At 69.8% G+C, this 25919-nt stretch carries 18 protein-coding genes; 7 read left to right on the forward strand and 11 right to left on the reverse strand.

The genetic code is table 11. The annotated features are described in order from the left end of the window. Positions 1-46 precede the first annotated feature (46 nt). The 3 genes from ACMYLB_RS20630 (at position 47) to ACMYLB_RS20640 (ending at position 4316) form a co-directional block, all read left to right on the forward strand. Positions 47-3052 carry a proline dehydrogenase family protein gene (locus tag ACMYLB_RS20630; protein ID WP_415908824.1) on the forward strand — a complete coding sequence of 1002 codons (3006 nt, stop codon included), beginning with the start codon at positions 47-49 and terminating at the stop codon, positions 3050-3052. A 233-nt stretch (positions 3053-3285) separates the two neighbouring features. Then, the gene (locus ACMYLB_RS20635; RefSeq protein ID WP_415908825.1) at positions 3286-3618 is read left to right on the forward strand and encodes a hypothetical protein; all 333 of its coding nucleotides are present in this window, start codon (positions 3286-3288) and stop codon (positions 3616-3618) included. A 101-nt stretch (positions 3619-3719) separates the two neighbouring features. Beyond that, positions 3720-4316, forward strand: coding sequence for a hypothetical protein (locus ACMYLB_RS20640; protein WP_415908826.1), 597 nt, complete (start codon positions 3720-3722; stop codon positions 4314-4316). Between the two features lie 6 nt (positions 4317-4322). Here the strand turns inward: ACMYLB_RS20640 and ACMYLB_RS20645 are convergent, their stop codons facing one another. The 4 genes from ACMYLB_RS20645 to ACMYLB_RS20660 all read right to left on the reverse strand — a co-directional run bounded on the left by ACMYLB_RS20645 (position 4323) and on the right by ACMYLB_RS20660 (position 13131). Then, positions 4323-5747, reverse strand: a complete 1425-nt coding sequence (locus tag ACMYLB_RS20645) for a nitronate monooxygenase (protein ID WP_415908827.1) — start codon at positions 5745-5747, stop codon at positions 4323-4325. Between the two features lie 107 nt (positions 5748-5854). Then, a complete protein-coding gene (locus ACMYLB_RS20650) occupies positions 5855-6262 on the reverse strand; it encodes a hypothetical protein (RefSeq protein WP_415908828.1) in 408 nt (135 codons plus the stop codon). A 352-nt stretch (positions 6263-6614) separates the two neighbouring features. Continuing rightward, a complete protein-coding gene (locus ACMYLB_RS20655; protein WP_415908829.1) occupies positions 6615-8630 on the reverse strand; it encodes a heparinase II/III family protein in 2016 nt (671 codons plus the stop codon). A 130-nt stretch (positions 8631-8760) separates the two neighbouring features. After that, positions 8761-13131 carry an autotransporter-associated beta strand repeat-containing protein gene (locus tag ACMYLB_RS20660; RefSeq protein ID WP_415908830.1) on the reverse strand — a complete coding sequence of 1457 codons (4371 nt, stop codon included), beginning with the start codon at positions 13129-13131 and terminating at the stop codon, positions 8761-8763. A 197-nt stretch (positions 13132-13328) separates the two neighbouring features. On the opposite strand from ACMYLB_RS20660, the gene ACMYLB_RS20665 reads away from it, so the two are divergent. Further along, positions 13329-15254: a hypothetical protein gene (locus ACMYLB_RS20665; protein WP_415908831.1), complete on the forward strand. Its 1926-nt coding sequence runs from the start codon at positions 13329-13331 to the stop codon at positions 15252-15254. On the opposite strand, the gene ACMYLB_RS20670 is transcribed toward ACMYLB_RS20665, so the two are convergent. The 3 genes from ACMYLB_RS20670 to ACMYLB_RS20680 form a co-directional block, all read right to left on the reverse strand. After that, positions 15188-16846 (reverse strand): tetratricopeptide repeat protein, encoded by a 1659-nt coding sequence (locus tag ACMYLB_RS20670; protein ID WP_415908832.1) that lies wholly within the window; start codon positions 16844-16846, stop codon positions 15188-15190. The two genes, ACMYLB_RS20665 and ACMYLB_RS20670, sit on opposite strands and share 67 nt — an antisense overlap. 121 nt (positions 16847-16967) lie before the next feature. After that, positions 16968-18767 carry a cation acetate symporter gene (locus ACMYLB_RS20675; protein WP_415908833.1) on the reverse strand — a complete coding sequence of 600 codons (1800 nt, stop codon included), beginning with the start codon at positions 18765-18767 and terminating at the stop codon, positions 16968-16970. Next, positions 18764-19078, reverse strand: coding sequence for a DUF485 domain-containing protein (locus ACMYLB_RS20680; RefSeq protein WP_415908834.1), 315 nt, complete (start codon positions 19076-19078; stop codon positions 18764-18766). The genes ACMYLB_RS20675 and ACMYLB_RS20680 overlap by 4 nt, the downstream gene beginning before the upstream one ends. A 218-nt stretch (positions 19079-19296) precedes the next feature. Between ACMYLB_RS20680 and ACMYLB_RS20685 the strand changes: the two genes are divergently transcribed. Beyond that, on the forward strand, positions 19297-19797 hold the full coding sequence (locus tag ACMYLB_RS20685) for a DUF456 family protein (RefSeq protein WP_415908835.1): 501 nt from the start codon (positions 19297-19299) through the stop codon (positions 19795-19797). Here the strand turns inward: ACMYLB_RS20685 and ACMYLB_RS20690 are convergent. The 3 genes from ACMYLB_RS20690 to ACMYLB_RS20700 form a co-directional block, all read right to left on the reverse strand. Continuing rightward, positions 19794-20636: an HDOD domain-containing protein gene (locus ACMYLB_RS20690; protein ID WP_415908836.1), complete on the reverse strand. Its 843-nt coding sequence runs from the start codon at positions 20634-20636 to the stop codon at positions 19794-19796. The genes ACMYLB_RS20685 and ACMYLB_RS20690 overlap by 4 nt on opposite strands. Positions 20637-20710: 74 nt before the next feature. Then, the gene (locus tag ACMYLB_RS20695) at positions 20711-21493 is read right to left on the reverse strand and encodes a hypothetical protein (RefSeq protein ID WP_415908837.1); all 783 of its coding nucleotides are present in this window, start codon (positions 21491-21493) and stop codon (positions 20711-20713) included. Positions 21494-21556: 63 nt separating this feature from the next. Next, positions 21557-23380, reverse strand: a complete 1824-nt coding sequence (locus ACMYLB_RS20700) for a phosphoenolpyruvate carboxykinase (GTP) (protein WP_415908838.1) — start codon at positions 23378-23380, stop codon at positions 21557-21559. Positions 23381-23756: 376 nt separating this feature from the next. Between ACMYLB_RS20700 and ACMYLB_RS20705 the strand changes: the two genes are divergently transcribed. After that, positions 23757-24191: a YciI family protein gene (locus ACMYLB_RS20705; protein ID WP_415908839.1), complete on the forward strand. Its 435-nt coding sequence runs from the start codon at positions 23757-23759 to the stop codon at positions 24189-24191. Between the two features lie 37 nt (positions 24192-24228). On the opposite strand, the gene ACMYLB_RS20710 is transcribed toward ACMYLB_RS20705, so the two are convergent. After that, positions 24229-25131, reverse strand: coding sequence for a cation diffusion facilitator family transporter (locus ACMYLB_RS20710; protein ID WP_415908840.1), 903 nt, complete (start codon positions 25129-25131; stop codon positions 24229-24231). A gap of 189 nt (positions 25132-25320) precedes the next feature. On the opposite strand from ACMYLB_RS20710, the gene ACMYLB_RS20715 reads away from it, so the two are divergent. Continuing rightward, positions 25321-25767 carry an acetolactate synthase gene (locus tag ACMYLB_RS20715; protein WP_415908841.1) on the forward strand — a complete coding sequence of 149 codons (447 nt, stop codon included), beginning with the start codon at positions 25321-25323 and terminating at the stop codon, positions 25765-25767. The last annotated feature ends 152 nt before the right edge of the window (positions 25768-25919 follow it).

Genomic DNA, 25919 nt, shown 5'->3' on the forward strand with positions numbered 1-25919 from the left:
GCGACTCGGAAGGCGCGCCGGACTATGGTGCCAACGCTTTCCCGCCATGGCTCAATTCCTGACCCCGGACCCGAAAATTGAATCCGCCGTTCGCGCCAAGGGCGAACAGCTCTTCGCGCTCATGGACCAGCAGCCGCCGCCGGCGCTGTTCTCCAAGAAGGGCGCCTACGCCCGCCTCATGGACTGGTCGATGAAGGACCCGGCGTTCAAGACGCAGCTGTTCCGCTTCGTCGATGTCCTTCCCTCGCTCAATTCCTCCGGCGAAATCGTCCGCCACCTCCAGGAGTATCTCGGCGACAAGGCCGTCGAGTTGAACCCCGCGCTGAAGGCCGGCCTCGCCGCCTCGTCCTTCGCGCCCGCGCTCGTCGCCGGCCCGGTGAAGGCGCAGATCGTCGACATGGCCGGGCAGTTCGTCGCCGGCGAGACGGGCGAGGACCTGCTCAAGCAGATCAAGAAGAACATCAAGCTCGGCATCGCCACGACCATCGACCTCCTCGGCGAGGCGGTCGTGAGCGAGGAGGAGGCCGACGTGTTCCTCAAGCGCAACCTCGAGATCCTCGACTCGGTCTCGAAGTTCTACGCGAAGGAGCCCGAGCCGTGCTTCTCCGACCTCGGCCCGGACGGCAAAGCGTTCCCGCGCCTCAATCTCTCGGTCAAGATCTCCGCGCTCACGCCCGACGTCCATCCGGCCGATCCGGAGAACTCGATCAAGGCCCTCAAGCACCGCCTCCGCCCGATCCTCCGCCGCGCCATCGAGGTCGGCGCGCTGATCAACTTCGACATGGAGAGCTACAAGCTGAAGGACCTCACGCTGGCGCTCTTCAAATCCATCTTCGAGGAGCCCGAGTTCGCGCAAAAGCCCGCCATCGGCATCGCCATGCAGGCCTACCTGCGCGACTGCGAGCAGGACCTCCGCGACCTCGTCGCCTGGGCGCGCAAGAACAACCGCCCGCTCAACATCCGCCTCGTCAAGGGCGCCTACTGGGACGCCGAGACGGTCAACGCGCAGGCACGCGAGTGGCCGATCCCCGTCTGGCAGAAGAAGCCCGAGTCCGACGCGAACTACGAGAAGCTCACCGTCTACCTGCTCGAGAACGCCGACATCATCACGCCGAACTTCGCCTCGCACAACGTCCGCTCCGTCTCGCACGCCATCGTGCAGGCCGAGCGCCTCGGCGTGCACCCGAAGCACTACGAGTTCCAGGCGCTCTACGGCATGGCCGACGAGCTGAAGGCCGCGCTGCTGCAGATGGGCCACCGCGTCCGCGAATACAGCGCCATCGGCGAACTCCTCCCCGGCATGGCGTATCTCGTCCGCCGCCTGCTCGAGAACACCTCCAACGAAGGCTTTCTCCGCATCAAGAACATGGGCGAAGCCTCGAAGGAGCAGCTCCTCGGCAACCCGGTCAACGCCCTCGCCGCCGCCACCGAACCGCTCGCGCGCAAGCCGCGCCCGACCGGCGCGTTCATCAACGCCGCCAACACCGACTACACGCTCGCTGCCAACCGCGAGAAGCAGCGCGCCGCGCTGAAGAATTTCGAGGCGACGCAGCTGGGCAAGAAGTGGCCCGTCATCATCAACGGCAAGAAGGTCACCGACCGCCCGTTCCTGCCGTCCGTCAACCCCGCGCGTCCGTCGCAGGTCGTCGGCTACTGGGCCAAGGGCACGGTGCAGGACGCCGAGGACGCCGTCGCGGCGTCCGTCGCGTTCTTCCCGAAGTGGCGTGCCACGCCGGTCGACGACCGCGCGAAGATGCTCGAGCGCGCGGCCGACATCATGGAGTCGCGGCGCATGGAGATTAACTCGCTGCTCATCCTCGAAGCGGCGAAACCCTGGGTCGAGGCCGACGCCGACACCTCCGAGGCGATCGACTTCCTGCGCTTCTACGCCGTCGAGATGCGCCGCATGGCCAAGCCCGTCGTCACGCAGAAGGTCCCCGGCGAACACTGCGTGCAGGTCTGGACGCCGCGCGGCGTCGGTGTGTCCGTCGCGCCGTGGAACTTCCCGCTCGCGATCCTCACCGGCCTCACGGTGGCGCCGCTCGTCGCAGGCAATTGCATGATCATCAAACCGGCGCGCCAGACCTCGATCATCGGCGCGTTCCTGATGGACATCCTCACGCAAGCCGGCGTGCCGGCGGGCGCGCTGCACTACCTGCCCTGCTCCGGCGCCGACGCCGGCGCGCACCTCGTCGCGCACCCGAAGATCGACTTCATCGCCTTCACCGGCTCGCGCGAAGTCGGTCTCGGCATCTACGAGGAGGCGGGCAAGACCAAGCCCGGGCAGCTCAACCTCAAGAAGGTCGTCTGCGAGATGGGCGGCAAGAACGCCATGATCATCGACAACGACGCCGACATCGACGAGGCGATCCCGGCGTGCCTCTACAGCGCGTTCGGCTTCGCCGGCCAGAAATGCTCCGCGCTCTCGCGCCTGATCGTGCTCGAGGGCGTCTACGACAAATTCGTCGAACGCTTCCTCTCCGCCTGCCCGACGATTCCCGTCGGCGATCCGTCGCAACCCGGCACGATTGTGAATCCGGTCATCGACGATGCCGCGCAGAAATCGATCCTCGGCTACATCGAAGCCGGCAAGAAGGAGTCGAAGCTCGCCTGGCAGGCCACGCTCTCGCCCGAACTGCTCGCGAGCGGCGGCTATTTCGTGCCGCCGACCGTGTTCACCGGCTGCAAGCCCGACCACAAGATCGTCCGCGAGGAAATCTTCGGGCCCGTCGTCGCGATCCTGAAGGCCAAGGATCTCGACGAGGCCTTCGCGATGGCGAACGACAACGACTACGCGCTGACCGGCGGCTTCTTCTCGCGCAGCCCGCGCGCCATCGCCCGCGCCCGCGAGGAATTCCTCGTCGGCAACCTCTACATCAACCGCGGCAACACCGGCGCGATCGTGGAACGCCATCCGTTCGGCGGCTTCAAGATGTCCGGCGGCGGCACCAAGGCCGGCGGCCGCGAGTATCTGGAAAACTTCCTCTTCCCGCGTCTCATCGCGGAGAACGTCCTCCGCCGCGGCTTCACGCCGCCGGAGGAGAACGAGTAAGCGACACCCCCGACCCGAAAGGGCGACAAGACCAAGCACACGCCATTGCTGGCTGTTAGCTCCCCAAGAAACTGGCGCGCCGCCCCCAAGCGGCGCGCCTTTTTCTTTTCCCGCGCGATCCCGGAGGCCAACGGATGCGCAGGATTTCGCAGAAAGTTTCCGAGGGCGCGGACACGCGGGAGCGTTCCACCCAGTGACGACCATCGCGTCGCCTCTTCATCAACTCTCCCGCCATGAAAACCACCCGCCTCCTCATCCTCGCCGGCCTCTTCGCCGGCTTCTCCCTCATCGGCAACGCCGGCCAGACCGCGCAACTCTTCCGCCCCGGCGACAAGCCCTCAGCCGCTCCGAAAACCGCCGCGCCCGGCGCGTTCGCCTGCCCGTCATGCAAGGACGAATCCGTCCGCGTCACGCGCTTCGTCGGCCCGGTCAACCGCCAGCAGGTGCAGAGCGTCGAGGTCGCCCGAAAGCACTCGTGCCGCGCCTGCGGCTCGACGGTCGCCGCCGCCCACAACTGCGCCAATGAGCAAATGCCCGGCGCCTCCTGCTGCGCGGGCCGCTCCTGAGCCGTCTCTTCCGCGAGCGAAGCCGGCGCCCGGCTTCGCTCTGCCTTTGGCTCGATTCTTCGAGTGATCCGGCGCGCGCCGGCGTATTCCCTGTCATCCTCATGAACCGTTTCCTTGTCCGCCTCCTGATTCCTCTGTTTTCCCTGCTCGGCCTGCTCACCGCACGCGCCGCCTCCCCGGCTCCGGCAACGGAGCTGGCCAGCGTCCTGACCGACGCCGCGGCCGCGCTCGCGGCCGACGACTTCGCCGCCTATCAGAAAATCGAGCCGCAACTCCGCACGGCCATCGACGCCCTGATCGCGAGCGACGCGACCGCCAAGGCGGCGCTGAAGCAATCCGGCGCGGAACTCCTGCCCGGACGCAAGGACATCGACGCTGCGCGCGAGGACTTTGCCGTCGCGAGCACCGCCGCGGTGGACTTCCTGCGCACGACCGGCGTGGACGCGCAGCTGAAGCTGCGGACCTTCCAATGCCCGATGGCGCCGGTCGTCGGCAAGGGTCGCTGGTTCCAGCGCGCGGCGGGCACGAAAAATCCTTTCTTCGGCTCTTCCATGCCGCGCTGCGGCAGCGAGCTGGGCGCGGCGAAGAAAGCCGCCGCCCTGCCCGCGGGTCATCCGGCGATCGATCATCTCACGCCGGACGAAATCGCCCGCTTCCTGGCGAAGCCGAAGCAGGCCGACGCCTGCTGCGGCAGCTAGGCCCGCTTACGCTCCCGCGTAGCGCAGCACGTCGTCCACGCCGTAGCTGTCGGCGCCGGGAGCGAGGTAGCGCGCGAGGCCGCGGACATCGTCGCCGGCGGTGACAATGGGCGGCTCGCTCGCGCCGTGCGCGTCGCGCTGGCCGAGGCCGACGGCGGCGAGCAGGCCGTTGCAGAGGCACTTCCGGCCGGCCGTCTCGGCGATGTCGCCGCCTTTGGCCGCGAATTTTTCCGCCGGCGCCGCAGGGCAACGATAGCCGAGCGTGCCGTCGGGCGCGGCGTAGACGTCGCGCAGGTAACCGAGGTCGCAGCGGCGCGGACGCGCCGCGTAGACCGCGGGGTCGGCAACGGTGCCGGGCAGGTCGACGACCTTGAAGGGCATGCCCGTCGGCGAGGCGCGCGGGTCGGTGCGGAGATCGAGCGCGCCCTCGCGGGCGCGGGCGAGCGCGGCGGCCTTGATCTCGGGCGCGAGTCCGCTTTCGCGACAAAACGCGAATGCCGTGCCGACCTGCACGCCGGCGGCGCCGGCCGCTTCGGCGGCGCGCAGGGCGTCGGGCGTGGCCTGTCCGCCGGCGAGCCAGAACGGCAGGCCGATGGCCTTGATCGCGGCGAGGTCCGGCGTGTCGCGCGGACCGTAGATCGGTTCGCCGCGCTCGTTCAGCGTCGTGCCGCCGCGCGGCGGGGCGTTGTGCCCGCCGGCGGTGGCGCCCTCGACGACGAAGCCGTCGACCTTGCCGCTCGACTTGCGGGCGAGCGTCAGCGCGAGGACGGACGAGGAGACGATGGCGAGGAACTTCGGGCGCGGCAGCGTCCATTTCTCCCCGTTCAACAGCGCCGCGGGATCGAGCGCGATGGCGTGCTCGTCCTTCGTGCCCTCGACGGCGATCCGCAGCTCGGCCTTCTCGCCGGCGGCGAAGCGGTCGAGGATGCCGGGGATCGCCTTCGGGATGCCGGCGCCCATCAGCACGTAGTCGACCTTGGCCAGCATGGCGCCGTAGAGCGAGGCGAGCGTGGGCAGCTGGATTTTCTCGAGGAGATTGAGGCCGACGACGCCGGGATTCCTCTCCTTGGCGAGGTAAACCTCGACGAAGTTCGCCGCGGCGGTGAGGCCGAGCAGCTCGGCGGCGGAGTCGAGCGCGAACATCGGCGCGAGCCGGTAGGGCTGGCGGCCGATGCCGCCGGGCACGAAGTATTTTTCGAGGATCTGGGAGACGTTCGGCAGCGGGCAGGCGGCAAGCGCGCGGCGCATGGCGCCGTCCGCATCGCCGTCCTGCAGGCGGCGGACGAAGACGGTGTTGAGCGCCGTGCCGGAGACGACGCCGAGGTGGCCGCGGAGCGAGACGGCGCGGGCGAGGTGCCAGTTCGAGACGCCGATGCCCATGCCGCCCTGGATCAGGCGCGGCCAGTGCGTGGGAGGATTGGTCCAATGCATGACACCTCGATTGCGAGGCCGTCCGGTGCGGCCGGTCAATGACGAGACCCGTCACCTTTGCGCATATCTTGGCCAAAGCTCGGCATCGCGGCGCGGGACGCGGAAAATCAGCGCGGCGCGGGGCGGTCCGCCGCCGGTGCGACGCGCTGGAAGTCGCTCCACTCGTATTCGACGCGGTCGCCGAATCTCGTGGCGACCAGGCGCGCGGTGCCGCTCGGCTTCGCCGCGGCCGGGCCGACCGCGGTGCCGTCACCGCCGGGCAGCGCGGTGACGATGTCGAGCTGCACGTCGAGCACGCGCGAGACGCCGAGCGCGACGCGGAAGGGCTCGTCGAGCCGCGCCTGCACGCGCGTGATGGCCCGGGTGGCTTTGTCGATCGCCAGCACGAGCGTGACTTTCTCGATCGGGAACAGCCATTCGGCGCTGGCGCTGGAGCGGAGCGGCAGCTCGTAGCGCACGACGCGCCGGTCGCCGCCGGCGAAGAGGACGCGGTCGAAGTCGAAGTAGTCCGCCACCGGCTTGGTGTGCGAGCGCGCCTTTTGTTCCTCCGGTCGGTGAGCTCGGCCTTTTCCGACGGCGTGGGCACCCGGCCGTCCAGCTGGAGCAGCTCCCAGCGGGCGGGGCGCGAGGGATCGTAGCGCTCGAGGCGCTCGCGCTTGAGCTTGCCGCCGTCGTATTCGCGGGCGAGCTGCGTGAACGCCCAGTGGTCGCGCTCGTCGCGCCAGCGCGCGACGGCATCGCGCAGGATGTCGTCCGCGCGCGCGGTGAGCGCCGCGCCGCCGGCGAGCAGGAAAAAGGAGAAAAGGCGGAGATATCGGACCACGATCGCCTAGACAGCACACGCCGGGCCGGGGTGCCCTCGCCGGCTCAGCGGGCGGGCTCGAGGCGGGTCGTAAACGCGGCGCGCTGGCCGCGGATCTCGAGGCAGAGCGTCTCGCGGCGGCGCGGCGGCACGTCGGGCGTGTCGCCGTGCCAGAGGCGGAACTCGCCCGGGCACTCGATCACCAGCTCGAGCGTGCGGGGGCCGCAGCGCACGGGCAGGCGGACGCGGTCGCGGAACGTCGCCCCGCGCACGTCGCGCCAGTAGCCGAACGGCTCGGGGCGGCCGCGGGCGAAATCGGGCGCGGCGGCGAAGTCGGCGGGGAGTTGCACGGCGCCCTGGAGCTGGAGGGTGAAGCCGAGGGCGTGGTCGCGCCCGTCGTTCGTCTCGAGCTCGAGGCGGTCGACCAGGGTGTCGCCGGCGATCTCGAGCGTGCGGCGGGCGCGGGCATGCGGCGTGTAGCGCGGCTGCTCGACGCTGAGGCGCGCGGGGGCGGCGGAGAACTCGAGCACGCGGCCGAGCTGCGGCGACTGCGGCACGCCGTCGACGCGCGGCCACTGTTTCGCGTCGTTGAGCGCGGCGAGGTCCTCGCCCTCGCCGTCGATGAGCGGGATGTTGTGGTTGGCGCCGCGAGCGAAGTAGCCGCGGTGCATGGGCGAGCCGTAGCCGGTGGTGCCGGTGTCGTGGCTGACGTCGACGCCGTCGAAGCTCGCGGACCAGTTGAGCGCCTCGGGCTGGGCGTGCGAGCGCTGGAGCTGGCCGAAGTGGACGAAGACCTGCCACGGACCGGACCGCAGCACGGCCATGCGCGAGGACTCGAGGAGCCGCGTCGTCACCTCCGGCAGCGCCGGCAGGGCGGACGCGGCGGCGGGCGGATCGAGCAGGGTGTCCCAGTCGCGGCGGGCGGCGGCGGCCTGGAGGCCGAGCGCGGTGGGAAACACGCGGTAGGCCTGCTCGAAGAGGCCGCGGTCGGGCGCGGTGCCGGGTGCCTGGCTGTCGGCGGGATTGGGGAGCTTGCCGTCGGGAAAGCGCAGCGCGAGCAGGCTGAGCATGAGGTTCTCGGCGATGTTGAGCTCGTCGGCGAGTTCCGCGGCGCGGCCGTGGAGGCCGGCGGCGGTGAAGAGCGAGAGCGTGGCCTGGACGACGTAGGCGTTGTAGCCGAGGGACTGTTCCCACCAGAGGTAGTCGCTCGTCACGCCCTCGGCCAGCTGGCGGCGGAAACCGTAGCGGCCGTCGAGCGCCTCGCGCCACATCGCCTCGTCGCCGAGGAGGAGCGCGACCTGCGCGACGGCGCCGCGCTGCCAGACGGCGATGTTGTGGATCGCCTGGAAATTGTGGTTCAGCACGGCGACCTCGGGGCGGAACAGCTTGTCGGTCCACGCCGTGCGGCGCGCGGGCGCGACACGGTCGCCGAGCAGGCGCGCGGTCTCGGCGAACTTGATCAGGCCGCTCGCCTCGCTGAGCGTCTGCCAGAAGAGGCGCGCGCCCGTGCGGGTCGGCGCGCTCGGCGGCGGGGAGGGCCACTGCAGGTAGTGGTCGGCGTAGAAATCGAGCTGGCTCGCCGCCCACTCGGCGTAGCGCGCCTCGCCGGTGAGGCGGGCGAGCTTGGCGGCGCGGACCATCATGGCGACGTGGCGGTCGCGGAAGCCGACGACCCACCAGGCGTGGAGTTTCGGCGTGATGGCGACCTGCGGGTCGGAGGGGCTGGAAAAATGGTCGCTCTCCTCGCCGGGGATGCGGTCGACCCAGGTGAGGCGCGAGCCGTCCTTGGGGCTGATGCCGTCGTGCGACCAGCCGGCGATCCACTCGACGCGGTCGTGGTGGCGCGCGATCCACGCGTCGAGTTCGGCGTGTTCGCGTTCGAGCCATTTTTTCCAGGCCGGGTCACCGGCGACGCGGGTGCGGGCGCCGGCCCAGTCCTCGCGCGCGGCGCGCCAGGGGTGTCCGGCGGCGTCGTAGAGCTTCCACTCGCGGAACTGGGCGGCGGGATCGGGTTTCGGGAAGGGCGGCGGCGCGGCGAGGGCCGCGATCGCGAGCAGGGGGAGGAGCAACAGCGCGCGCATGGCGGGGACGAGCGTCGCGCGGCGCGCGCGGGGCGTCAATCGGCGCCGGAGGGACGATTTTGCGCGGGCCCAGTTACACGGCCGCGAGAACTCCATTCCGCGGGGCCGCGGGCCCCGCCTCCCGCCGCGACTAGCTTTTCGCCGCGGCGCGCGACTGGCGCCAGCGGCGGTAGCCGAAGAGGGCGAGGCCGGCGCCCATCAGCATCGCGCCGTAGGTCGAGGGCTCGGGGACGGGCTTCCAGGGGCGGACCTCGTCGTTGTAGGTGTAGCCCGAGTAGTCGCCGGTCCAGATGGTGTCGTTGCCCACCCACGAGCCGGAGGGCGAGAAGGTGACCTGGTTGAGCGGGGCGGCGCCCTTGTTGCCCGGGTCGTTGGTGACGCGGAAGTAGTCCTGCCCGTCGGTCCAGCTCGCGACGGCGAGGGTGTAGGAGCCGAGGGAGAGGTTGCCGAAGTGGACGATCGAGTCGGCGCCGGAGGCGAAATCGATGGTGGAGTTGCCGGTGAGGGTGAGGCCGGCGAAGGTGCTGTCGTGGCCGTTGAGGTTGAGCGTGCCGCCGGCGAGGACGATGGTGACGCCGGTGGCGTTGAAGTCGGCGCCGAGGGTGAGGGTGACGCCGGCGCCGACGATGAGCTGGCCGGTGCCGGAGAAGCTGCCCGAGAAGGTCGAGTCGGCGAGGAGGGTGAGCGTGCTGAAGGTGGTGATGCCGTCGCCGGCGCCGAAGTCGACCGCGCCGGTGCCGCTGAGCGAGCCGATGGTCTGGGCGTAGGTCTGGAGGGAGAAGGTGCCGCCGTTCACGGCGACGTCGACGGCGGCGTTGTTGAGGGCGTTGTTGGCGGCCATGAGGAGGGTGCCGCTGTTGATGTTCACGTTGCCCTGGAAGCTGCTGTTGTTGGCGCTGGAGATGGTGAGCGTGCTGGCGTCGTTCTTGGTCAGGGAGCCGGCGGTGCCGCCGGTGAGGGCGCCGGCGATCTCGGTGTTGGCCGCGCCGCCGACGGTGAGGGCGTTGGCGCCGACGGCGACGGCGCCGAGCTTGAGCGAGCCGGCGTCGGCCTGGATGAGCGCGGTGGCGCCGGCGACGGTGACGGTGCCGTCGTATTGGTTGTTGCCGGAGACGTTGCGGAGGGCGCCGCCGCCGGAGACGCCGCTGCCGTCGAGCGAGAGGGTCTCGGCGCCGACGTGGATGTTGCCCTGGAGCTCGAGGGCCGCGCCGTTGGCGACCGTGGTGCCGGCGAGGGTGGAGCCGAGGGCGTCGTTGCTGCTGATGTTGACGACGCCGGCGCTGACGGTGGTGGTGCCCTGGTAGGTGCTGTTGCCGGAGAGGTAGAGCGTGCCGGTGCCGGTCTTGGTCACGGTGCCGGTGCCGGTGCCGATGGCGTTGGTGGCGTAGGTGGTGCCGGCGCTCTCGAAGGTGAGGTTCTTGTCGGTGGCGGTGATGGCGCCGTTGAGGGTGAGGGTGCTGGCGGCGTCGGTGGTGATGCGGGCGTTCTGGGCGAGGTTGATGGCGCCGTCCCAGGTGTTGCTACCGCTGACGTTGCGTAGGGCGCCGCCGCTGCCGCCGAAGCCGTCGCCGGCGAGGCTGAGGGTCTCGGCGCCGACGTGGATGTTGTTCTGGAGCTCGAGGGCGGCGTTGGCGCTGACGGTGGTGCCGCCGGCGGTGGCGCCGAGGGCGGTGTCGTTGCGGATGTTGAGGACGCCGGCGCTGACGGTGGTGGCTTCGCCGTAGGTGTTGGCGCCGGTGAGCGTCATGGTGCCGAGGCCGAGCTTGTTGATGCCGCCGAAGACGACCTGGGAGTTGATGGTGAGGTCGCTGGCGGTGTCGCCGGTGGCGTTGGCGACGGTGAAGTTGCGGATGTTGGTGGCACTGGTCTGGTCGTTGAGGGAGAACTGGTAGCCGTTGATGGTGGAGGCGGTGCTGCCGCCGATGGTGACGTCGCCGGCGAGGGTGAGGATGCCCTGGGAACCGAGGGTGTTGCGGGTGTCGATGGTGCCGCCGTTCATCGTCAGGGCGCCGATGGTGTCGCGGCGGCCGTTGAGGTCGAGGAGGCCGCCGGCGTTGATGGTGACGGCGGAGGTGTCCTTGATCTTGTTGTCGGCGCTGCCGGTGCCGTAGAGGACGGTGGCGCTGTGGGTGCCGTCGCCGATGACCAGGTTGCCGAGGATGGTCTTGTCGACGTAGGAATTGGCGGTGTCGAGGACGAGGGTGCCCTCGTTGACGGTGGTGGTGCCGGTGTAGAGGTTCTCGTAGCCGTAGAAGGTGACGGTGCCGCTGCCGTTCTTGGTGAAGCCGCCGGTGTTGCCGCTGACGCCGACGCGGGAGTAGATGCGGGTGTTGCCGGTGCCGTCGACGGTGAGGGTGTTGGCGCCGAGGTTGACGTTGAGGGCGCGGCTGGAGTTCTCGATGGCGAGCTCGGCGGAGGAGTTGTTGGTGATGGTGCCGGCCCCGGCCAGGGTGATGGTGCCGAGCCAGGAGTTGGTGCCGGAGGAGTTGAGCAGCGTGCCGTTGTTGAGCGTGAGGGCGTTGGAGTTCGAGTTGGTGCCGCTGTAGGAGAGCTGGAGCGTGCTGCCGCCGGTGACGCTGACGGCGCCGGTGCCGATGGCGCCGGAGTTCTGGAGCTGGAGCGTGCCGCCGGCGACGCTGGTGGCGCCGGTGTAGGAATTGGCGGTGCCGAGCGTGAGGGTGCCGCTGCCGGACTTGGCCAGGCCGCCGGTGTTGGTGCCGGCGAGGGCGGAGGCGAAGGTGACGTTGTTGCCGTTGGTGTCGACCGCGATGGCACCGGTGCTGTTGGCGATGCGGGAGGAATAGTCCGTCGTGATGCCGCTGCCGTATTGGAGCGTGCCGCCGGTGAAGGTGATGTTGCCGGCGTAGGCGAGGGCGGCGGCGTTGTTGGCCACGATGGTGCCGCCGGCGAGCGTGGTGCCGCCGTCGTAGCTGTTGGCGCCGGAGAGCGTGAGGGTGCCGCTGCCGGACTTGGTGAGGGTGCCGCCGGTGCCGCCGATCTGGGCGGAGAACGTGGTGTCGCCCGTGCCGGCGACGGTCAGGCCGTAGCCGGCGAGGTCGGTGTAGGAGCCGAGGGTGAGGCTGCCAGCGGTGGAATTGATGGTGGTGGTGCCGCCGAGGACGATCTGGCCGCTGAGCGTGTTGGTGCCGGAGAGATTGTTGATGGCGCCGGCGCCGCCGTCGCCGGTGCCGGTGATGGTGAAGCCGCCCTCGGTGAGGCTGACGTTGTTCGAGAGCTCCAGGGTCGCGCCGTTCGCGACGATGTTGCCCCAGGTGGAGCTGCCGAGGGCGCCGCTGTTGGTCACGGCGAGCGTGCCGCCGTTGACGATCATGGCGCCGCTGAAGCTGTTCGAGCCGGAGAGGACGAGGCGGCCGTTGCCGGCCTTGGTGATGCCGGAATACCAGGGCTCGGTGATCGCGCCGGAGAAGGTGGTGGTGCCGGTGTTGTCGATCGTGAACGTGCGGTCGCCGCCGAGGGCAATGCCGCCGGAGAGGGTGAGATCCTGCGAGCCGCCGATGGTGAGGTCGGCGGCGAGGCTGACGGCGTTGGCGAGGGTGCGCGCGCCGCCGCTGGCCGCGAGCGTGCCGCCGTTGACCGTGAGCGTGCCGGTGCCCAGGGCGCTGTTGTTGCCGACGGCGAGCGTGCCGGCGTTGAGGGTGGTGCCGCCGGTGTAGTTGTTGGCGGCGGAGAGCGTGAGGGTGCCGCTGCCGGACTTGGCCAGGCCGCCGGTGTTGGTGCCGGCGAGGGCGGAGGCGAAGGTGACGTTGTTGCCGTTGGTATCGACCGCGATGGCACCGGTGCTGTTGGCGATGCGGGAGGAGTAGTCCGTCGTGATGCCGCTGCCGTATTGGAGCGTGCCGCCGGTGAACTTGATCGTGCCGGAGGTGCCGAGGGCGTTGGCGTGACCGACCTGGAGCGTGCCGCCGGCGAGCGTCGTGCCGCCGGTGTAGCTATTGTTGCCCGACAGCACCCATGTGCCGGTGCCGGACTTGGTGACCGTGCCGCCGGTGCCGGCGATCTGCGACGAGATGGTGCCCACGCCGGTGTTGCTGCCCGTAAGGGTGAGCGTGTTGGTGCCGGACGTGGCGATCGTGCCACCCGACGCGGAGATGGTGAGGTTGCCGGTGCCAGAGACGGTGAAAGTGGAGGCCGCACCGAGGGTGAGCCGCAAGCCGGCGCCGGTGATGACCTGATCGGTATCATCCTCCTGCAGGATGCCGTAGCTGCCGAGCGTGAGCGTGCGAGTGGCGCCGGTCTTGGTGATCGTGAACGCTCCGGCGGACGTGCCGAAGCGGATGCCGGCAACGGAGCGATTGCTGTCGACCGTGACGGTGGTGGTGCCGCCGGAGCCGACGTTGTTAAAGTAGGCGTAGTTGGTGGTGAGGCTGTTGGATGGCGCGCTGCCGCCACTCCAGTTGCCACCGGTCGTCCAATTACCATCCGCGGTCGTGCTCCACGTTACGGCCGTTTGGGCCCAGCCGCTGACCGCCGTCAGCGTCACCCAAAGACTCAGCCCGACGCGTCGAAAAACGCGACGACCGGGAGACAATCCGTTGGCGGGGCGGGCAGACATTCTCGCGCCAGAAATATTCCCTACAGGCCTAGTTGGGTCCAGATAATTTTTAGGGAGTTTCACCTATTGGCTTGCACGGTAGGGCCACCTTTCCTTTACTGCGGGCTCGGTCACCCCACTTGCCTATGAAAACCGGCTTCGCTCGCGCCTGCACTTTCCTGTTCGCCGCCGTCCTGACGTCCCTGCGCGTCTTCGCGTTCGATGATGTTCCCATCGTCAAATACGACCCCAGCCTGACGGTCGTCGAGGGCGACCAGCCGCTCTACCGCACGGTCGAGATTTCCATCACCTCCCCGTTCAACCTCACGCCGGGGCAGACGGTCACGATCCGTCCGGTCGTCACGATCCTCACCAAGCCGACGGGGGTTTCCGACGCCACGGCGCTGAGCTACGTGTCCTTCACCCCGGCCACGCTCGACTTCACCCAGCCCAACCAGACGCTGAAAACCGTGGTGACGGCCGATTTTCCGCTCGGCACCGCCGCCGGCGGCTTCGCCTATCGCATCGAGACCCAGGGCTGGGCCCCGGGCACCCAAGACCCCTGGGCCTTCCTCAACGCCACCATCTACCCGCAGAAAGTCGGTGACGTCCCCACCATCACCCTCAACACGCCGGTCGATGGCGATGTGTTCACCTACCTGCCGGCCGTCGGCCCGCTGACGATCCCGTTCAACTTCAAGGCCTCCGCGCCGACCGTCACGCCGATCACGACCCTCGACGCCAGCCTCAACGGCGCCGCGCTGACCTTCACGCGGACCACCAATTCCGACGGCTCCATCACCGGCACGGGCAACCTCACCATCACCGCCCCTGGCCCCTACACCATCCGCGCCCGAGCCACCAACGACCTCGGCACCAGCACCGACAGCGCCGAGTTCACCGTCAACGTCTCCGCCCCGCCGCCGGTCGTCAGCATCGCCCAGCCGATCGGCCCGTCCTACACGATGGTCACCGGCACCACGCTGACCCTTCCCTACTCCTTCTCGGCCACCAGCTACTACGGCGGCATCCAGACCCTCACCGCCACGCTCAACGGCACGCCCGTCACCTTCACCCCCACCGGCCTGACCACCCTCAACGCCGCCGGCACGGGCAACTTCGCCATCACCTCCGGTGGCAGCTACACCCTCGTCGTCACCGCCACGGACCCGAACGGCACCGCGACCGCCACCCGCACCTTCAGCGTCACGGCCCTCACGCCGACGCCGACCGTCACGATCAGCCAGCCGGTCAACGGCACCGTCATCACCCGCGTAGCCGGCTCGCCCGCCACCGCCGTGCCCTTCTCCTTCACCGCCCTGGCCAACACCGGCTTCACCATCAGCGCCGTTTCCGCGACGCTGAACGGCAACGCCGTCACCGTCACTCCGTCCGGCCTCGGCACCGCCACCGCCGGCGGCACCGGCACGCTCTCCGTCAGCGCGCCCGGCACCTACACGCTCGTTGCCACCGGCACCAGCTCGGGCGTGGTCGCCAGCGCCTCCACCACCTTCACCGTCACGGAGACCACCCCGCCGCCGCCGTCCAGCTGCGACGTCCTCTGGCTGCCGCCGATCAACCTCAACAAGGTCCAGCAAGGCGGCTGCGTCCTGCCCATCAAGTTCCGCATCTGCTGCGAAACCCACGCGCGCTGCAACCGCGGCAACGGCTACGGCAATGGCAACGGCAACGGCAACGGAAATGGCTGCGACCGCAACGACGACGACCGCGACCACAACGGCAGTTACGACTGCGACAACGGCGAGCACTACGGCTGGGGTCGCGACGACGACGACGAGATCCACGGCAAGTGCAAGGGCGACTTCGACACCTCCGTCGTCATCGCGATCTTTGAGATTCGCGGCAACGGCTCCGCCTCCGCCCCGACGCTCTACGCCTACGACCGCCGCTCGCCCAACCCGCCGACCTACACCATTCAGGGCAACAACATGTATCACCTGAATTTCCCCGTGCCGAAGGGCAAGCACACCTTCCGCGTCGAAATCTACCGCACGCCCAGCTCCTCCACGACGCCGCAACTGCTCGGCGCGAAGGAATTCACGAGCAAGTAACCGCCCCAGCGCCACCGGCTCCCGCGAGGCATGGCTTCCCGCCATGCCTTTTTCTTTGGCGCCGCGCCCGGGCCCGCCCGCGGCGCGTCACTTCCCTTCGCCGGCGGGCGCACCGCGCTCGCGCTCAGGCTGATCATGCGCTCGATCACCGCGTAATTCAGTTCCGCCGACACCGGCCGCACCACGGTCAGGAGGAACAGCGGCGGCCAATCCTTGGCCCGCAACCGCTCCTCGATCCGCTGCTGCGCCACCAGGCTCGCCGCATCCTGCCCGGCGAACTGCTTGCGGATGTCGGGCAGCCAGTCGATCTGCCCCGCCAGCGCCGCCGCGCAAAACAGCGCCGCCGCCGCCTCGTCGCGCCCCGCCCCGACCGGCAGGCGGAAGAACGCCTCCCGGCAGCGCTGCAGCAGCCCCGCATCCGGATAGCGGATCAGGTGCTGCGCCACGATCGCCACGCCCGCCGCCGCGTCGGCGCCGGAGGCGTCCAGCAGGATGCCGCTCTCGCGCTCCAGCCGGGCCGGGTAATGCCCGACCGCGTGCGCCGCGAGCGTCAGCCGCGCCACGTCGCGCCCGGCGAGGAGCCCGCGCGCCGCGCGCAGCAGGTCCAGCGCCTCGAACGTGTCGCCGAACTCGATCAGCCGCTCGACGCGGTGCAGCGCGGCATACGGGGTCGCCGGCGCCGGCTGCGCCTCCAGCAGGGCGCGCGCACCCGCCGCGTCCGTGCGCCGCAGCTTCAGCTCGAGGGCGCAGATCGCACGCGTCTCCGCCGGCAGCCGGGCGTCGTCCATCGCCGTGGTGAGGATCGCCCAGTTGCGCGTCCAGCGGGCCGCCGTGATCAGGGCGTGCGTCCACGCCGCCGTGCCGTCCGGCTCGGCCTCGAGCCGCGCCAGCGCCAGCGCGGCCACGCCCGACATCTGCCCGCGCGCGAGCATGCTCCGGCACCAGATGCGCGCCGTCTCCTTGCCGCGCTCCGGGTGCTGCGAGAGCAGCTGCGCGTAAAGTCCGTCCGCCGCGTCGGGCTGCACCAGGTGCAGGAGCTGCGCCAGCAGCATGCCGCTGGCGTAGTCACCCGGGTTGATCTGTCGCGCCACCCGCAGGGCCGCGATCGCCTCGCGCGGGTGCCCCGTCGCCAGCGCGGCCTCGCCCTTCTCGCGAAAGAGGTCGGCGCGCACCTGCCGCATTTCCCGCCAGGCCAGGGGCCAGAAGATCTGCCGCAGGCTCACACGGTAGCCGACCGCGCGCATGCCGCCCCAGGCGCCGAGCCCGGCCAGCAGCGCCAGCGCCAGCACCGCGGCCGCGTGGGCCGCGAACACGCGCCCCCAGAACGGCCGCACGTCCGCGGGCGAGGCGCTGCACACCCAGTCGCCCTTGGCATTGCGCGTGAGCAGTGGGCACACCCGCTGGCCGAAGCGCCGCGGGTCCTTCCAGAACACCACCGCGTCGCAGCGCACGCCGTCCACCCCGCCGATGTCGCTGTTGTTGTGACACGGACAACGGCCCACCCGGCCGCGCACGACGTAGATCGTCTTGCGCGCGTTCCAATACCACCACGCCGCGAACGTGCGCAGCAGATCCCCGAGCCAGCCTTTCATCGCCCGAGGAAAGGCCGCCCCTCCGACCGGCGCAAGCCGCTTCAGGACGGCGGGGCCCGGCGCGCCGCGCGGGCGGCGGCCGGCCTTCCGTGCGTCACGGGTCCCCGACCGGTGCGACCGCTCAATGTCCCGCCGCCGTGTGCTCCTGGATGTATTCGTTCTTCAGGCCGAGCGATTCCGGCGCGTGCAGCACGAGCATCTTCATGCGCACGTCGTCCGGCACCTTCGCCGCCGTCAGTTTCGAGACGACGATCATCAGGGTGATGGCCAGCGGCACGGTCCAGATCGCCGGCTGCTCGCAGAGGATGCGGAGCAGCGGGTGGTGCTGCCAGAATTCGTTCATCGGCGCGAAGCCCGCGAACAGCTTCCCCATCGGGCCCTTGTCGAGCGCGAGGCTGCTGACGTTCACGAGCGTCGCGGCCGCGAGCGCGAACAGGCCGCCGGTCAGCATGCCCGTGGCCGCGCCGGTCATCGTCATGCCGCGCCACCACACGCTCATGAACAGCAGCGGGAAGTAGCTCGCCGCCGCGATCGCGAACGCCTGGCCGACCATGAAGTTGATCTCCAGCGGCTCGACGAAGCAGCCGAGCCCGATCGCCACCGCGCCGATCGCCACTGCGGCGATCTTGAACATCCGCAGCCGCTCCGCCGCCGTCGCGTGCGGTTTCAGCATCCGGCCGTAGACGTCGTGCGCCAGCGCGCCCGTCATCGAGACGAGCAGGCCGCTGAACGTGCTCATGAAGGCCGCGAACGCCCCCGCGCACGTGATGCCGCTGAGCACGCTGCCCCATACGCCGCCGACCGCGCGCGGCAGCTCGAGCACGACCTTGTCCGTGCCCTTGGCCCCGGTCGCCGCGTAGAGCTCGGGGAGCAGGTTGCGCCCGAGCACGCCGAACACCGGCGGGAACACGTAGAAGATGCCAATCAGGATCATCACCCACATCGTCGTCCGCTTCGCCGCCACGCCGTCGGGGTTGGTGTAGAAGCGCACGAGGATGTGCGGCAGGCCCGCCGTGCCGCAGACGAGCGCGATGATGAGCGAGTAGGTGTAGAGCAGCGAATACGGCCGCGCCTCCTCGGCGCTGAGCCCGGCGGCCTTCGCCGCCTTCGTCGTCAGCGGACCGAACGGCGACACCCACGCGGTGTCCGCGGGGGCCTTTTCCACGAGCGGCTTGCGCTCGACCGTCTGCACGACCGGCGCCGCGTCCTTCGCCGCCGCGAGCGCGCGGCCGTCGTTGGCGCCGAGATGCGCGCCGTAGAAGCCGTAGACCGACATCAGCACGAACACCGGCACGCTGATCGCGAACATCTTCATCCAATACTGGAACGCCTGCACCAGCGTGATGCCCTTCATGCCGCCGAGCGCGACGTTCAGGGTGATCACCGCGCCCACCGCCACCACGCCGACCCAGTAGGGCAGCCCGGGGAAGATGTAGGCCAGCGTCGTGCCCGCGCCCTTCATCTGCGGCATGGTGTAGAAGAATCCGATGAACAGGACGAAGCACACCGCGATCTTGCGGAACAGCGGCGAGTCGAACCGGCCCTCCGCGAAGTCCGGGATCGTGTAGGCGCCGAAGCGGCGCAGCGGCCCGGCGATGAACAGCAGCAGGAAGAGGTAGCCGCACGCGTAACACACCGGATACCACAGCGCGTCGTAGCCGCTCGACATCACCATGCCTGCCACGCCCATGAACGACGCCGCGGACAGATACTCGCCGGAGATCGCCGAGGCGTTCCAGCCGACCGAGACGGAGCGGCCGGCGACGAAGAAGTCGCTCGCCGTCTTCGACGTCCTCGCCGAGCGGAAGCCCATCCAGATCGTCACCACCACGGTGATCATCGAGAAGGCCAGGATCCACGGATCGACGCCCGCAAACACGCCGCCCGCGGTCTGCGCCAGCACGAGGGAAAGCGCGCTCATGATTCCGCCCTCCCCTTCTTCACCTGCTCGACTTCATCCTGCTCGAGCCAGATCGAGCGCTTGATGAACAGCCACGAGATCACCCACACCGCGGGGAAGAACAGCACGCCGAGCAGCAGCCAGCTCAGCGTGAAGCCCGCGATGCGCGTCGCCATCAGCTGCGGCGCGAAGTAGTTCGCCAATGGCAGCCCGAACAGCACGACCAGGAAGGCCGCGGCGCAGGCGATGGACAGTTTCAGTTGCCGGCGCATGAGCGTGTGGAGAAACGCTTCGCTGTGCACCGCGTCGTCGTGGGGTATCGGGGCAGGCATTGGCGCGCGAGACTGCGCGCCGGTCCGCGCGAGACAACACCGATGTTCGTCTTACAGTTGGACGCCCGCCGCGGCCGCACCCGGGCGCCCGGCGGCCACGCGGCCCGGGCGCGACCGCGGCCACCCGCCCGGCCGGCGCCGGCGTGGAATCCCCGCGGGCGTTTCCGAAACCGCAACCGGCGTTTGCCTCCGCTCCCTGGCCGGACACGCTGGGGGCCGTGGACTACGCCATCTGGACCCTCACCGTGCTGCTGCTCCTCGCCGGGCTGGTCGGCTCGGTCGTGCCCCTGCTGCCGGGCACGACGCTGATTTTCGCCGGCGTGCTGCTGCACAAGCTCCTCCTGCCCGCGAGCGTGAGCACCGCCGCGGTGGTCTGGATCGGCGTGTTCTGGCTCGGCTCGGTCGTCGCGGACTTCGGCTGCACGCTGCTCGGCGCCCGGTTGTTCGGCGGCTCGAAATGGGGCCTGACCGGCGCGGGCGGCGGCGCGCTCGTCGGGATGTTCTTCTCCCTGCCGGCGCTGCTGCTCGGCACGGTCCTCGGCGCCGTCGCGGCCGAAAAGCTGCTCGGGAAGCGCACCGACCACGAGGCGCTGAAATCCGGCCTCGGCGCGGCGCTGGGCTTCCTCGTCAGCGCGATCGTGCGCGCGGCGTTCGCCGCGGCGATGGTCGCGCTCTTCGCCTACTCCGCCCTCACCTTCGCCACGCCGGCCGCCGGCTAGGCCGCGCTCGACCACTCGAGCATCGCGCACGCCACGAAGCGCCGGTGCGCGCGCTCGACCGCCTCCGCGACCGTCTCGGCCGGCACGCCGGCCAGACGGAACATCGCCGGCTCGACCCGCCAGCCGGCGCTCTCGCCCGGCAGCGCGCAGCCGCGACCGGCCGCCATGCCGCAGGCGAGGTGCAGGCGCGCCGCGGCGCCGGCGAACTCGGGCTGCAGCTCGGGCGCGTGCTGTCCGCGCACGGCGCCGATCGTCTCCGGCGCGAACCGCCAGTGGTCGAGCAGCACCGCCGAGACCTCGGCGGCGTCCACCCCGTGCTGCGCCTTTTCCCATTCGTGGACGCGCGGCGCGGCCGCTTCGCCCGGATAGGCCGTGAGCGGCGCGAAATTGTTCAACACCACCTTGCCGATGCTGCGCAGCAGGCCCGTGGCGTAGGCCGCGCGCGCGTCGCCTCCGGCCAGCAGCGCGAGTTCGGCGTTCAGCGTCCCGATCGCCACCGCGTTCTCCCAGAGGCGTCCGCCGGCGATGTCGTAGACCGGCAGCTCGCCCTGGAACGCGTGGCGCGACACCGCGAGGCCGACGATCTGGTGGATGTCGCCGAAGCCCACGCGGGCGACGGCGTCCTCGAGCGACTCGCAGCGGGCGCGCAGGCCGTAGAGCGCGCTGTTGGCGAGCTTGATGACCTGGAAAGTCAGCGCCGGGTCGATGTTCACCAGTTCGACGATGTCGTCGAGGTCCGCCGTCGGGTCGTTGAGCAGCGTTTGCAGGCGGCCGAGCACGCCCAGCGACGGAGGCAGGCGCGAACCGAGGGATACGATGGTGGCGTGGTCCAGCGTCATCAGGGCAAGAGGTGTCCTCCTGCCATCGGCACAGAACGCGGCCGGCTGTAGCGGAGAAACGCCGCGCCGGCGGTCTAGAAATCGATCGTCCGGAGCGGCCCGGGCTTCACCACGAAGCGGTCGTCGTAGGGCGTGACGCGCTTGAAGTCGCTGCGGGTCTGCTCCGTGTGCTGCTCGACCGGGACGAAGGCGATCGCGGCGCCGAGATCGGCGCGGATCCGGCACACCACGGGGGCGAATCGGGGATCGGCCGCGCGGAAATCGATCGTCGCGGAGGCGCTCTTCACCTTGGCGATCAGCAGCGCGCGCACGGCCTGCTTCAGCCGCAGCTCGATCGCCTGGAAAGCCTGCCGCCCGGCGTCGATGCGCACGATCGCCTCCACCTTGTCGACCGGGAAGCGGCTGTTCGCCTCCTGCCGGAGCGGGACGAGATAACTCAGCGTCGCCGGCGCGCCGGGGGCGTCGGGGATCAGCCGGGCCTGCGCGAGGTCGAGCAGCTCGCCGAAGGTCTTGCGGTCCTTGTTCATCTTCGCACGCTGCTTCCGAAATTTCTTCTGCTCCACCGCGGTCGCGTCCTTCCCGCCGGTCTGCAGCAGCGTCCACTGCACGTCGTAGTGCTGCGACGGGTCGAAGCGCGCGACGGTGTCCTCGGTGACGCGGCCCTTCTTGTCGCGCGAGACCGTGTGCACGGTGTAGGCCCAGCGGTTCGCGTCGCGGCCGAACTGCGCCACCGCCTCGCGGAGCGGGGCCGGCGCGGCGGCGAGCGGGTCGCCGTCATCGCCGGCGGCGGGCGGGTCCGCGCGGACGCCGCCGGCCAGCAGGAGCACGCTGCCGAGCAGGGAAAGGAAAAGGCGCATGGTCTTGAGACCATGCGCCCGCGAAAGGTTTCGGCAAATCCGCCGGGATGAGCGGTCGGGCGTTCAGCCCATGCGGCACATGAGCAGTTCGCGCTCGAAGATCAGCTCCTTCGGCAGCGTGGCGTGCAGGTCGAAGAAGAGCTCGCCCTGGCCGAGCACCTCCGCCTTCCACGCCTCGCGGTCGAAGTGCTGCAGCTCGTCGAACTTCTCCTCGGGGAAGTCGAGGCCGTCCCACTCGATGTCGCGGTAGCGCGGCACCCAGCCGATCGGCGTTTCCTTGGCTTTGCCGCCGGCGCGCACGCGGTCGACGATCCACTTCAGCACGCGCATGTTCTCGGAGAAGCCCGGCCACATGAACTTGCCGTCCTTGTCCTTGCGGAACCAGTTCACGTGGAAGACGCGCGGCGTCTCGCTCAGGCCCTTCTGCATGTTGATCCAGTGGCGGAAGTAGTCGCCCATGTTGTAGCCGCAGAACGGGAGCATCGCCATCGGGTCACGGCGGACCTTGCCGATGGTGCCGGCGGCGGCGGCGGTCATCTCGGAGCCCATCGTCGCGCCGATGTAGACGCCGCTGGACCAGTTGAAGGCCTGGAACACGAGCGGCATCGTCGTGGCGCGGCGGCCACCGAAGATGATGGCGTGGATCGGCACGCCCTCGGGGTCCTCCCAGGCCGGATCGATCGTCGGGCACTGCTTGGCCGGCGCGGTGAAGCGCGCGTTGGCGTGCGCAGCGGTGACGCCCTTCTCCTTGCCGAGCGCGGGCGTCCAGTCGTTGCCCTTCCAGTCGATGGCGTGCGCGGGCGCCTCCTTGGTCATGCCCTCCCACCACACGCCGCCGTCATCGGTCAGCGCGACGTTGGTGAAGATGGTGTTCTTCGCCAGCGCCTTCATCGCGTTGGGGTTGGTGTGGTCGCCCGTGCCGGGCGCGACGCCGAAGAAGCCGGCCTCGGGATTGATGGCGCGCAGGCGGCCGTTGGCGTCGGGCTTGATCCACGCGATGTCGTCGCCGACGGTCCACACCTTCCAGCCCTGCTGCTGGAAGTGCGGGGGCGGGATGAGCATGGCGAAGTTCGTCTTGCCGCAGGCGCTGGGGAACGCGGCGGCGACGTAGGTCTTCTCGCCCTTCGGGTTCTCGACGCCGAGGATGAGCATGTGCTCGGCCATCCAGCCCTCGTCGCGCGCCATGGCGGAGGCGATGCGGAGCGCGAAGCACTTCTTGCCCAGCAGCGCGTTGCCGCCGTAGCCGGAGCCGAAGCTCCAGATCTCGCGCGTCTCGGGGAAGTGGACGATATATTTCTCCTTGTTGCACGGCCACACCACGTCCTTCTGGCCGGGCGCGAGCGGGGCGCCGACGGAATGGACGCAGGGGACGACGCGCTTGAAATCCTTGTCGATGAGCTTGAACACCTCGGCGCCGATGCGCGCCATGATGCGCATGTTCACCACGACGTAGGGCGAGTCGGTGAGCTCGACGCCGATCTGCGACATGGGCGAGCCGATCGGGCCCATGCTGTAGGGCAGCACATACATCGTGCGGCCCTTCATGCAGCCGTCGAAGAGCCCCTTGAGGGTCTTGCGCATCTCGAACGGGTTGACCCAATTGTTGGTCGGGCCCGCCGCGTCCTTCGACAACGAGCAGATGAAGGTGCGGTCCTCGACGCGCGCGACGTCGCTGGCGTCGGAGCGGGCGAGGAAGCAGCCCGGCCACTTCTTCTCGTTGAGTTTGATGAACGTGCCGCTGGCAACCATCTGCGCGCACAGCGCATCGTATTCTGCCTGCGAACCGTCGACCCAGTGGATGGCGTCCGGCTTGCACAGCGCGGCGATTTTTTCCACCCACGTGATCAGGTGCGGATTTGAGCTCAGCGGCTTCGGGGAGTTCTTCATAGCGCGCGCGAGACTACGTGGCGACCTTGCTCCAGCAACGGGAAAGCCGGCGCCGACGCCGCATTAAACGACTTCTTCTTTCCGTATAAGCGCCCGCGCTCACGTCGAAATATCGCGGCGGAATTCAGCTTCGTTTCAGGTCCGTTTCAGAGCGAAAAGCTACGCCACCCGCGGGCGTAGTTTCCGCCCGCGACCCGCTCACGCCGTGCAGCGGCACGTCGCGTTTTGCATGCCGCCATGATGCCCGGGGCGCGCGCCGCGCGCCGCGCATGTGTTGATGCGCACCGCGCGCGCGTTGTCGCGTCTGTGTCATGCGCCGGCGCGATCCGGCGGTTGCAGGCTCGCCTCGCTTCGTCCGCTGCGCACGCTCGCCTCCATGAAGATCACCCCGCTGCTCCTCGCCGCCGTGCTGGCGTTTTCGCCCGGCCTGTCCGCCCAGGAAAAGGCGGCCGCGCCCGCGCTGCCGCCGAACATGACGACCTACTACTTCTGCCTGCTCACCCGCGGCCCGAACGCCGGCAGCGGCACGCGCGAGGAGCGCCAGCAGGCGCAGGCCGCGCACATGGCCAACATCCAGCGCCTCGCCGATGCGGGGAAGATCCTCGTCGCCGGCCCCTTCCTGGATGGCGGCGACTGGCGCGGCCTTTTCATCTTCAAGTGCGCCAGCCTCGAGGAGGCGCAGGCGCTGGTCGCCACCGATCCGCTGGTCAAGGACGGCCGCCTCAAGGCCGAGATCCATCCCTGGCTCACGATGAAGGGCAGCATTCGCGACCCCGAGTTCCCCACCGCTCCGGCGCGGCAGACCCCGTAGCGACCGCCCGGGCCGGCGGCGGCGGCCGCGGCGCGCCTCACTTCATCGGCTCCACGTGCACGGTGACGTCGCTGATGCTGTGCGGGGCCGAATCGATCAGCGCGTCCTTGACCGCGTGCGCGATGGCGTGGCCCTCACGCACCGTCAGCTCGCCGTCGACGCGCACCTGGATGTCCACGAGGTGGCTGAGCCCGCTCTTGCGCACGCGCACCTTGTGCAGCGCCCGCACGCCTGGCACCGCGCTGGCGATGTCGCGCACCTCGTTCGCGAATTTCTCCGAGACCGCCGTGTCCATGATGTCGCCGAGGGCCTTGCCGGTCATGTTGAAGCCGTTGAACGCGATCACGACGCAGGCGAAGAGCGCGGCCCAGTCATCGGCCGTCTCCCAGCCCGGACCGCCCCACAGCGCCACCGCGATGCCGACGAAGGCCGCGCCGGAGGTCAGCGCGTCCGAGTAGTGATGCATCGCCTCCACGCCGAGCGCAGTGCTGCCGACCTCCTCGCCGGCCGAGCCCATGCGGCGCGAAAACCAGATCTTCACCACCACGACGCCCGCGAGCACCAGCAGCGTCCACCACTCCGGCGCGTGGTGCGGCGTGCGGATCTCGTGCACCGCCTCCAGTCCCACGAAGCCCGCCATCGCGAACACGAACACCGCCACCGCCAGCGCCGCCAGCGGCTCGGCCTTGCCGTGTCCGTAGGGATGATTCTCGTCCGGCGGGCGCGCCGCGACGCGGAAGCCCGCCCAGACCAGCAGCGACGTCAGGATGTCGAGCAACGACTCCGCCGCGTCGGCGATCAGCGCGTAGGTGTGGCCGAGGACGCCGCCGGCGGCCTTCACCGCCGCCAGCGCCAGGTTCAACGCGATGCCGCGCAGCACCAGCCGCGCGCTGTCCTCCGCGCGCCGCGTCGTCCGCGCATGATGGTCGGTCCCGGGCATCGCCCCGGACCGTAGACGCGCGCCGGAGGCACACAAGCCCGCTTGCGCCGGCCCGGCGCGGCTAAACCTTCCAGCCGCGCCCGCGAATCTTTCGCGCGCCTAACTTCGCGCGCCCGCCGGCCGAGCCGGCGTTAAGCCAGTTGACCGTCCCGCGCGCGCGACCTACCGTCGCGCCTCGCCATGGAAGAAATGGAAACGACCATCGCGCAGGACCCGGTGAAGCAGTTCTCCGTCTTCATCGAGAACCGCGTCGGCCGCCTGCACGAGCTCACCGCCATGCTGGCCAAGCACAACGTGCACATCGTGGCGATGACGACGCTCGACACCACCGACTGCGCCATCGACCGGATGATCGTCGACGATCCCGACCGCGCCCGCGAGCTGATGGCGGCGAACAATTTCTTCTTCACCGAGTGCGACGTGCTCGCGGTCGAGTTCACCGACGAGTCGAAGCTCCAGGAGATCTTCAAGGCGCTCTACGAGGCCGAGATGAACATCCACTACGTCTACTCGTTCATCTGCCGCCCGCGCGCGCGCTCCGCCATCGCGCTCAACGTCGAGGATACCGACCTCGCCGCGCAGTCGCTCTCGAACCGCGGCTTCAAGGTCCTCACGCAGCGCGACATCTCGCGCTGAGGCTCAGGGCTGCCGCGCGCGCTGCGGCGCAGGCGCCTGCCAGGCCCGCACCTCCACGCTCGCGCCGAACTGCACCGCCGGGTGGGACGCCGCCACCCGCGCCGCCTCGTCGAGATCGGCCGCGTGCAGAAAAAGCAGGGCCGTGAGCGGCC

It is taken from the genome of Oleiharenicola sp. Vm1, assembly GCF_047777955.1.
GTDB lineage: Bacteria > Verrucomicrobiota > Verrucomicrobiia > Opitutales > Opitutaceae > Didemnitutus.

Excerpts from the sequence above, each read along its gene's own strand:
- ACMYLB_RS20630 (WP_415908824.1), top strand. The coding sequence starts at position 47 with ATGGCTCAATTCCTGACCCCGGACCCGAAAATTGAATCCGCCGTTCGC.
- ACMYLB_RS20635 (WP_415908825.1), top strand. The coding sequence starts at position 3,286 with ATGAAAACCACCCGCCTCCTCATCCTCGCCGGCCTCTTCGCCGGCTTC.
- ACMYLB_RS20640 (WP_415908826.1), top strand. The coding sequence starts at position 3,720 with ATGAACCGTTTCCTTGTCCGCCTCCTGATTCCTCTGTTTTCCCTGCTC.
- ACMYLB_RS20645 (WP_415908827.1), bottom strand. The coding sequence starts at position 5,747 with ATGCATTGGACCAATCCTCCCACGCACTGGCCGCGCCTGATCCAGGGC.
- ACMYLB_RS20655 (WP_415908829.1), bottom strand. The coding sequence starts at position 8,630 with ATGCGCGCGCTGTTGCTCCTCCCCCTGCTCGCGATCGCGGCCCTCGCC.
- ACMYLB_RS20665 (WP_415908831.1), top strand. The coding sequence starts at position 13,329 with ATGAAAACCGGCTTCGCTCGCGCCTGCACTTTCCTGTTCGCCGCCGTC.
- ACMYLB_RS20670 (WP_415908832.1), bottom strand. The coding sequence starts at position 16,846 with ATGAAAGGCTGGCTCGGGGATCTGCTGCGCACGTTCGCGGCGTGGTGG.
- ACMYLB_RS20675 (WP_415908833.1), bottom strand. The coding sequence starts at position 18,767 with ATGAGCGCGCTTTCCCTCGTGCTGGCGCAGACCGCGGGCGGCGTGTTT.
- ACMYLB_RS20680 (WP_415908834.1), bottom strand. The coding sequence starts at position 19,078 with ATGCCTGCCCCGATACCCCACGACGACGCGGTGCACAGCGAAGCGTTT.
- ACMYLB_RS20690 (WP_415908836.1), bottom strand. The coding sequence starts at position 20,636 with ATGACGCTGGACCACGCCACCATCGTATCCCTCGGTTCGCGCCTGCCT.
- ACMYLB_RS20695 (WP_415908837.1), bottom strand. The coding sequence starts at position 21,493 with ATGCGCCTTTTCCTTTCCCTGCTCGGCAGCGTGCTCCTGCTGGCCGGC.
- ACMYLB_RS20700 (WP_415908838.1), bottom strand. The coding sequence starts at position 23,380 with ATGAAGAACTCCCCGAAGCCGCTGAGCTCAAATCCGCACCTGATCACG.
- ACMYLB_RS20705 (WP_415908839.1), top strand. The coding sequence starts at position 23,757 with ATGAAGATCACCCCGCTGCTCCTCGCCGCCGTGCTGGCGTTTTCGCCC.
- ACMYLB_RS20710 (WP_415908840.1), bottom strand. The coding sequence starts at position 25,131 with ATGCCCGGGACCGACCATCATGCGCGGACGACGCGGCGCGCGGAGGAC.
- ACMYLB_RS20715 (WP_415908841.1), top strand. The coding sequence starts at position 25,321 with ATGGAAACGACCATCGCGCAGGACCCGGTGAAGCAGTTCTCCGTCTTC.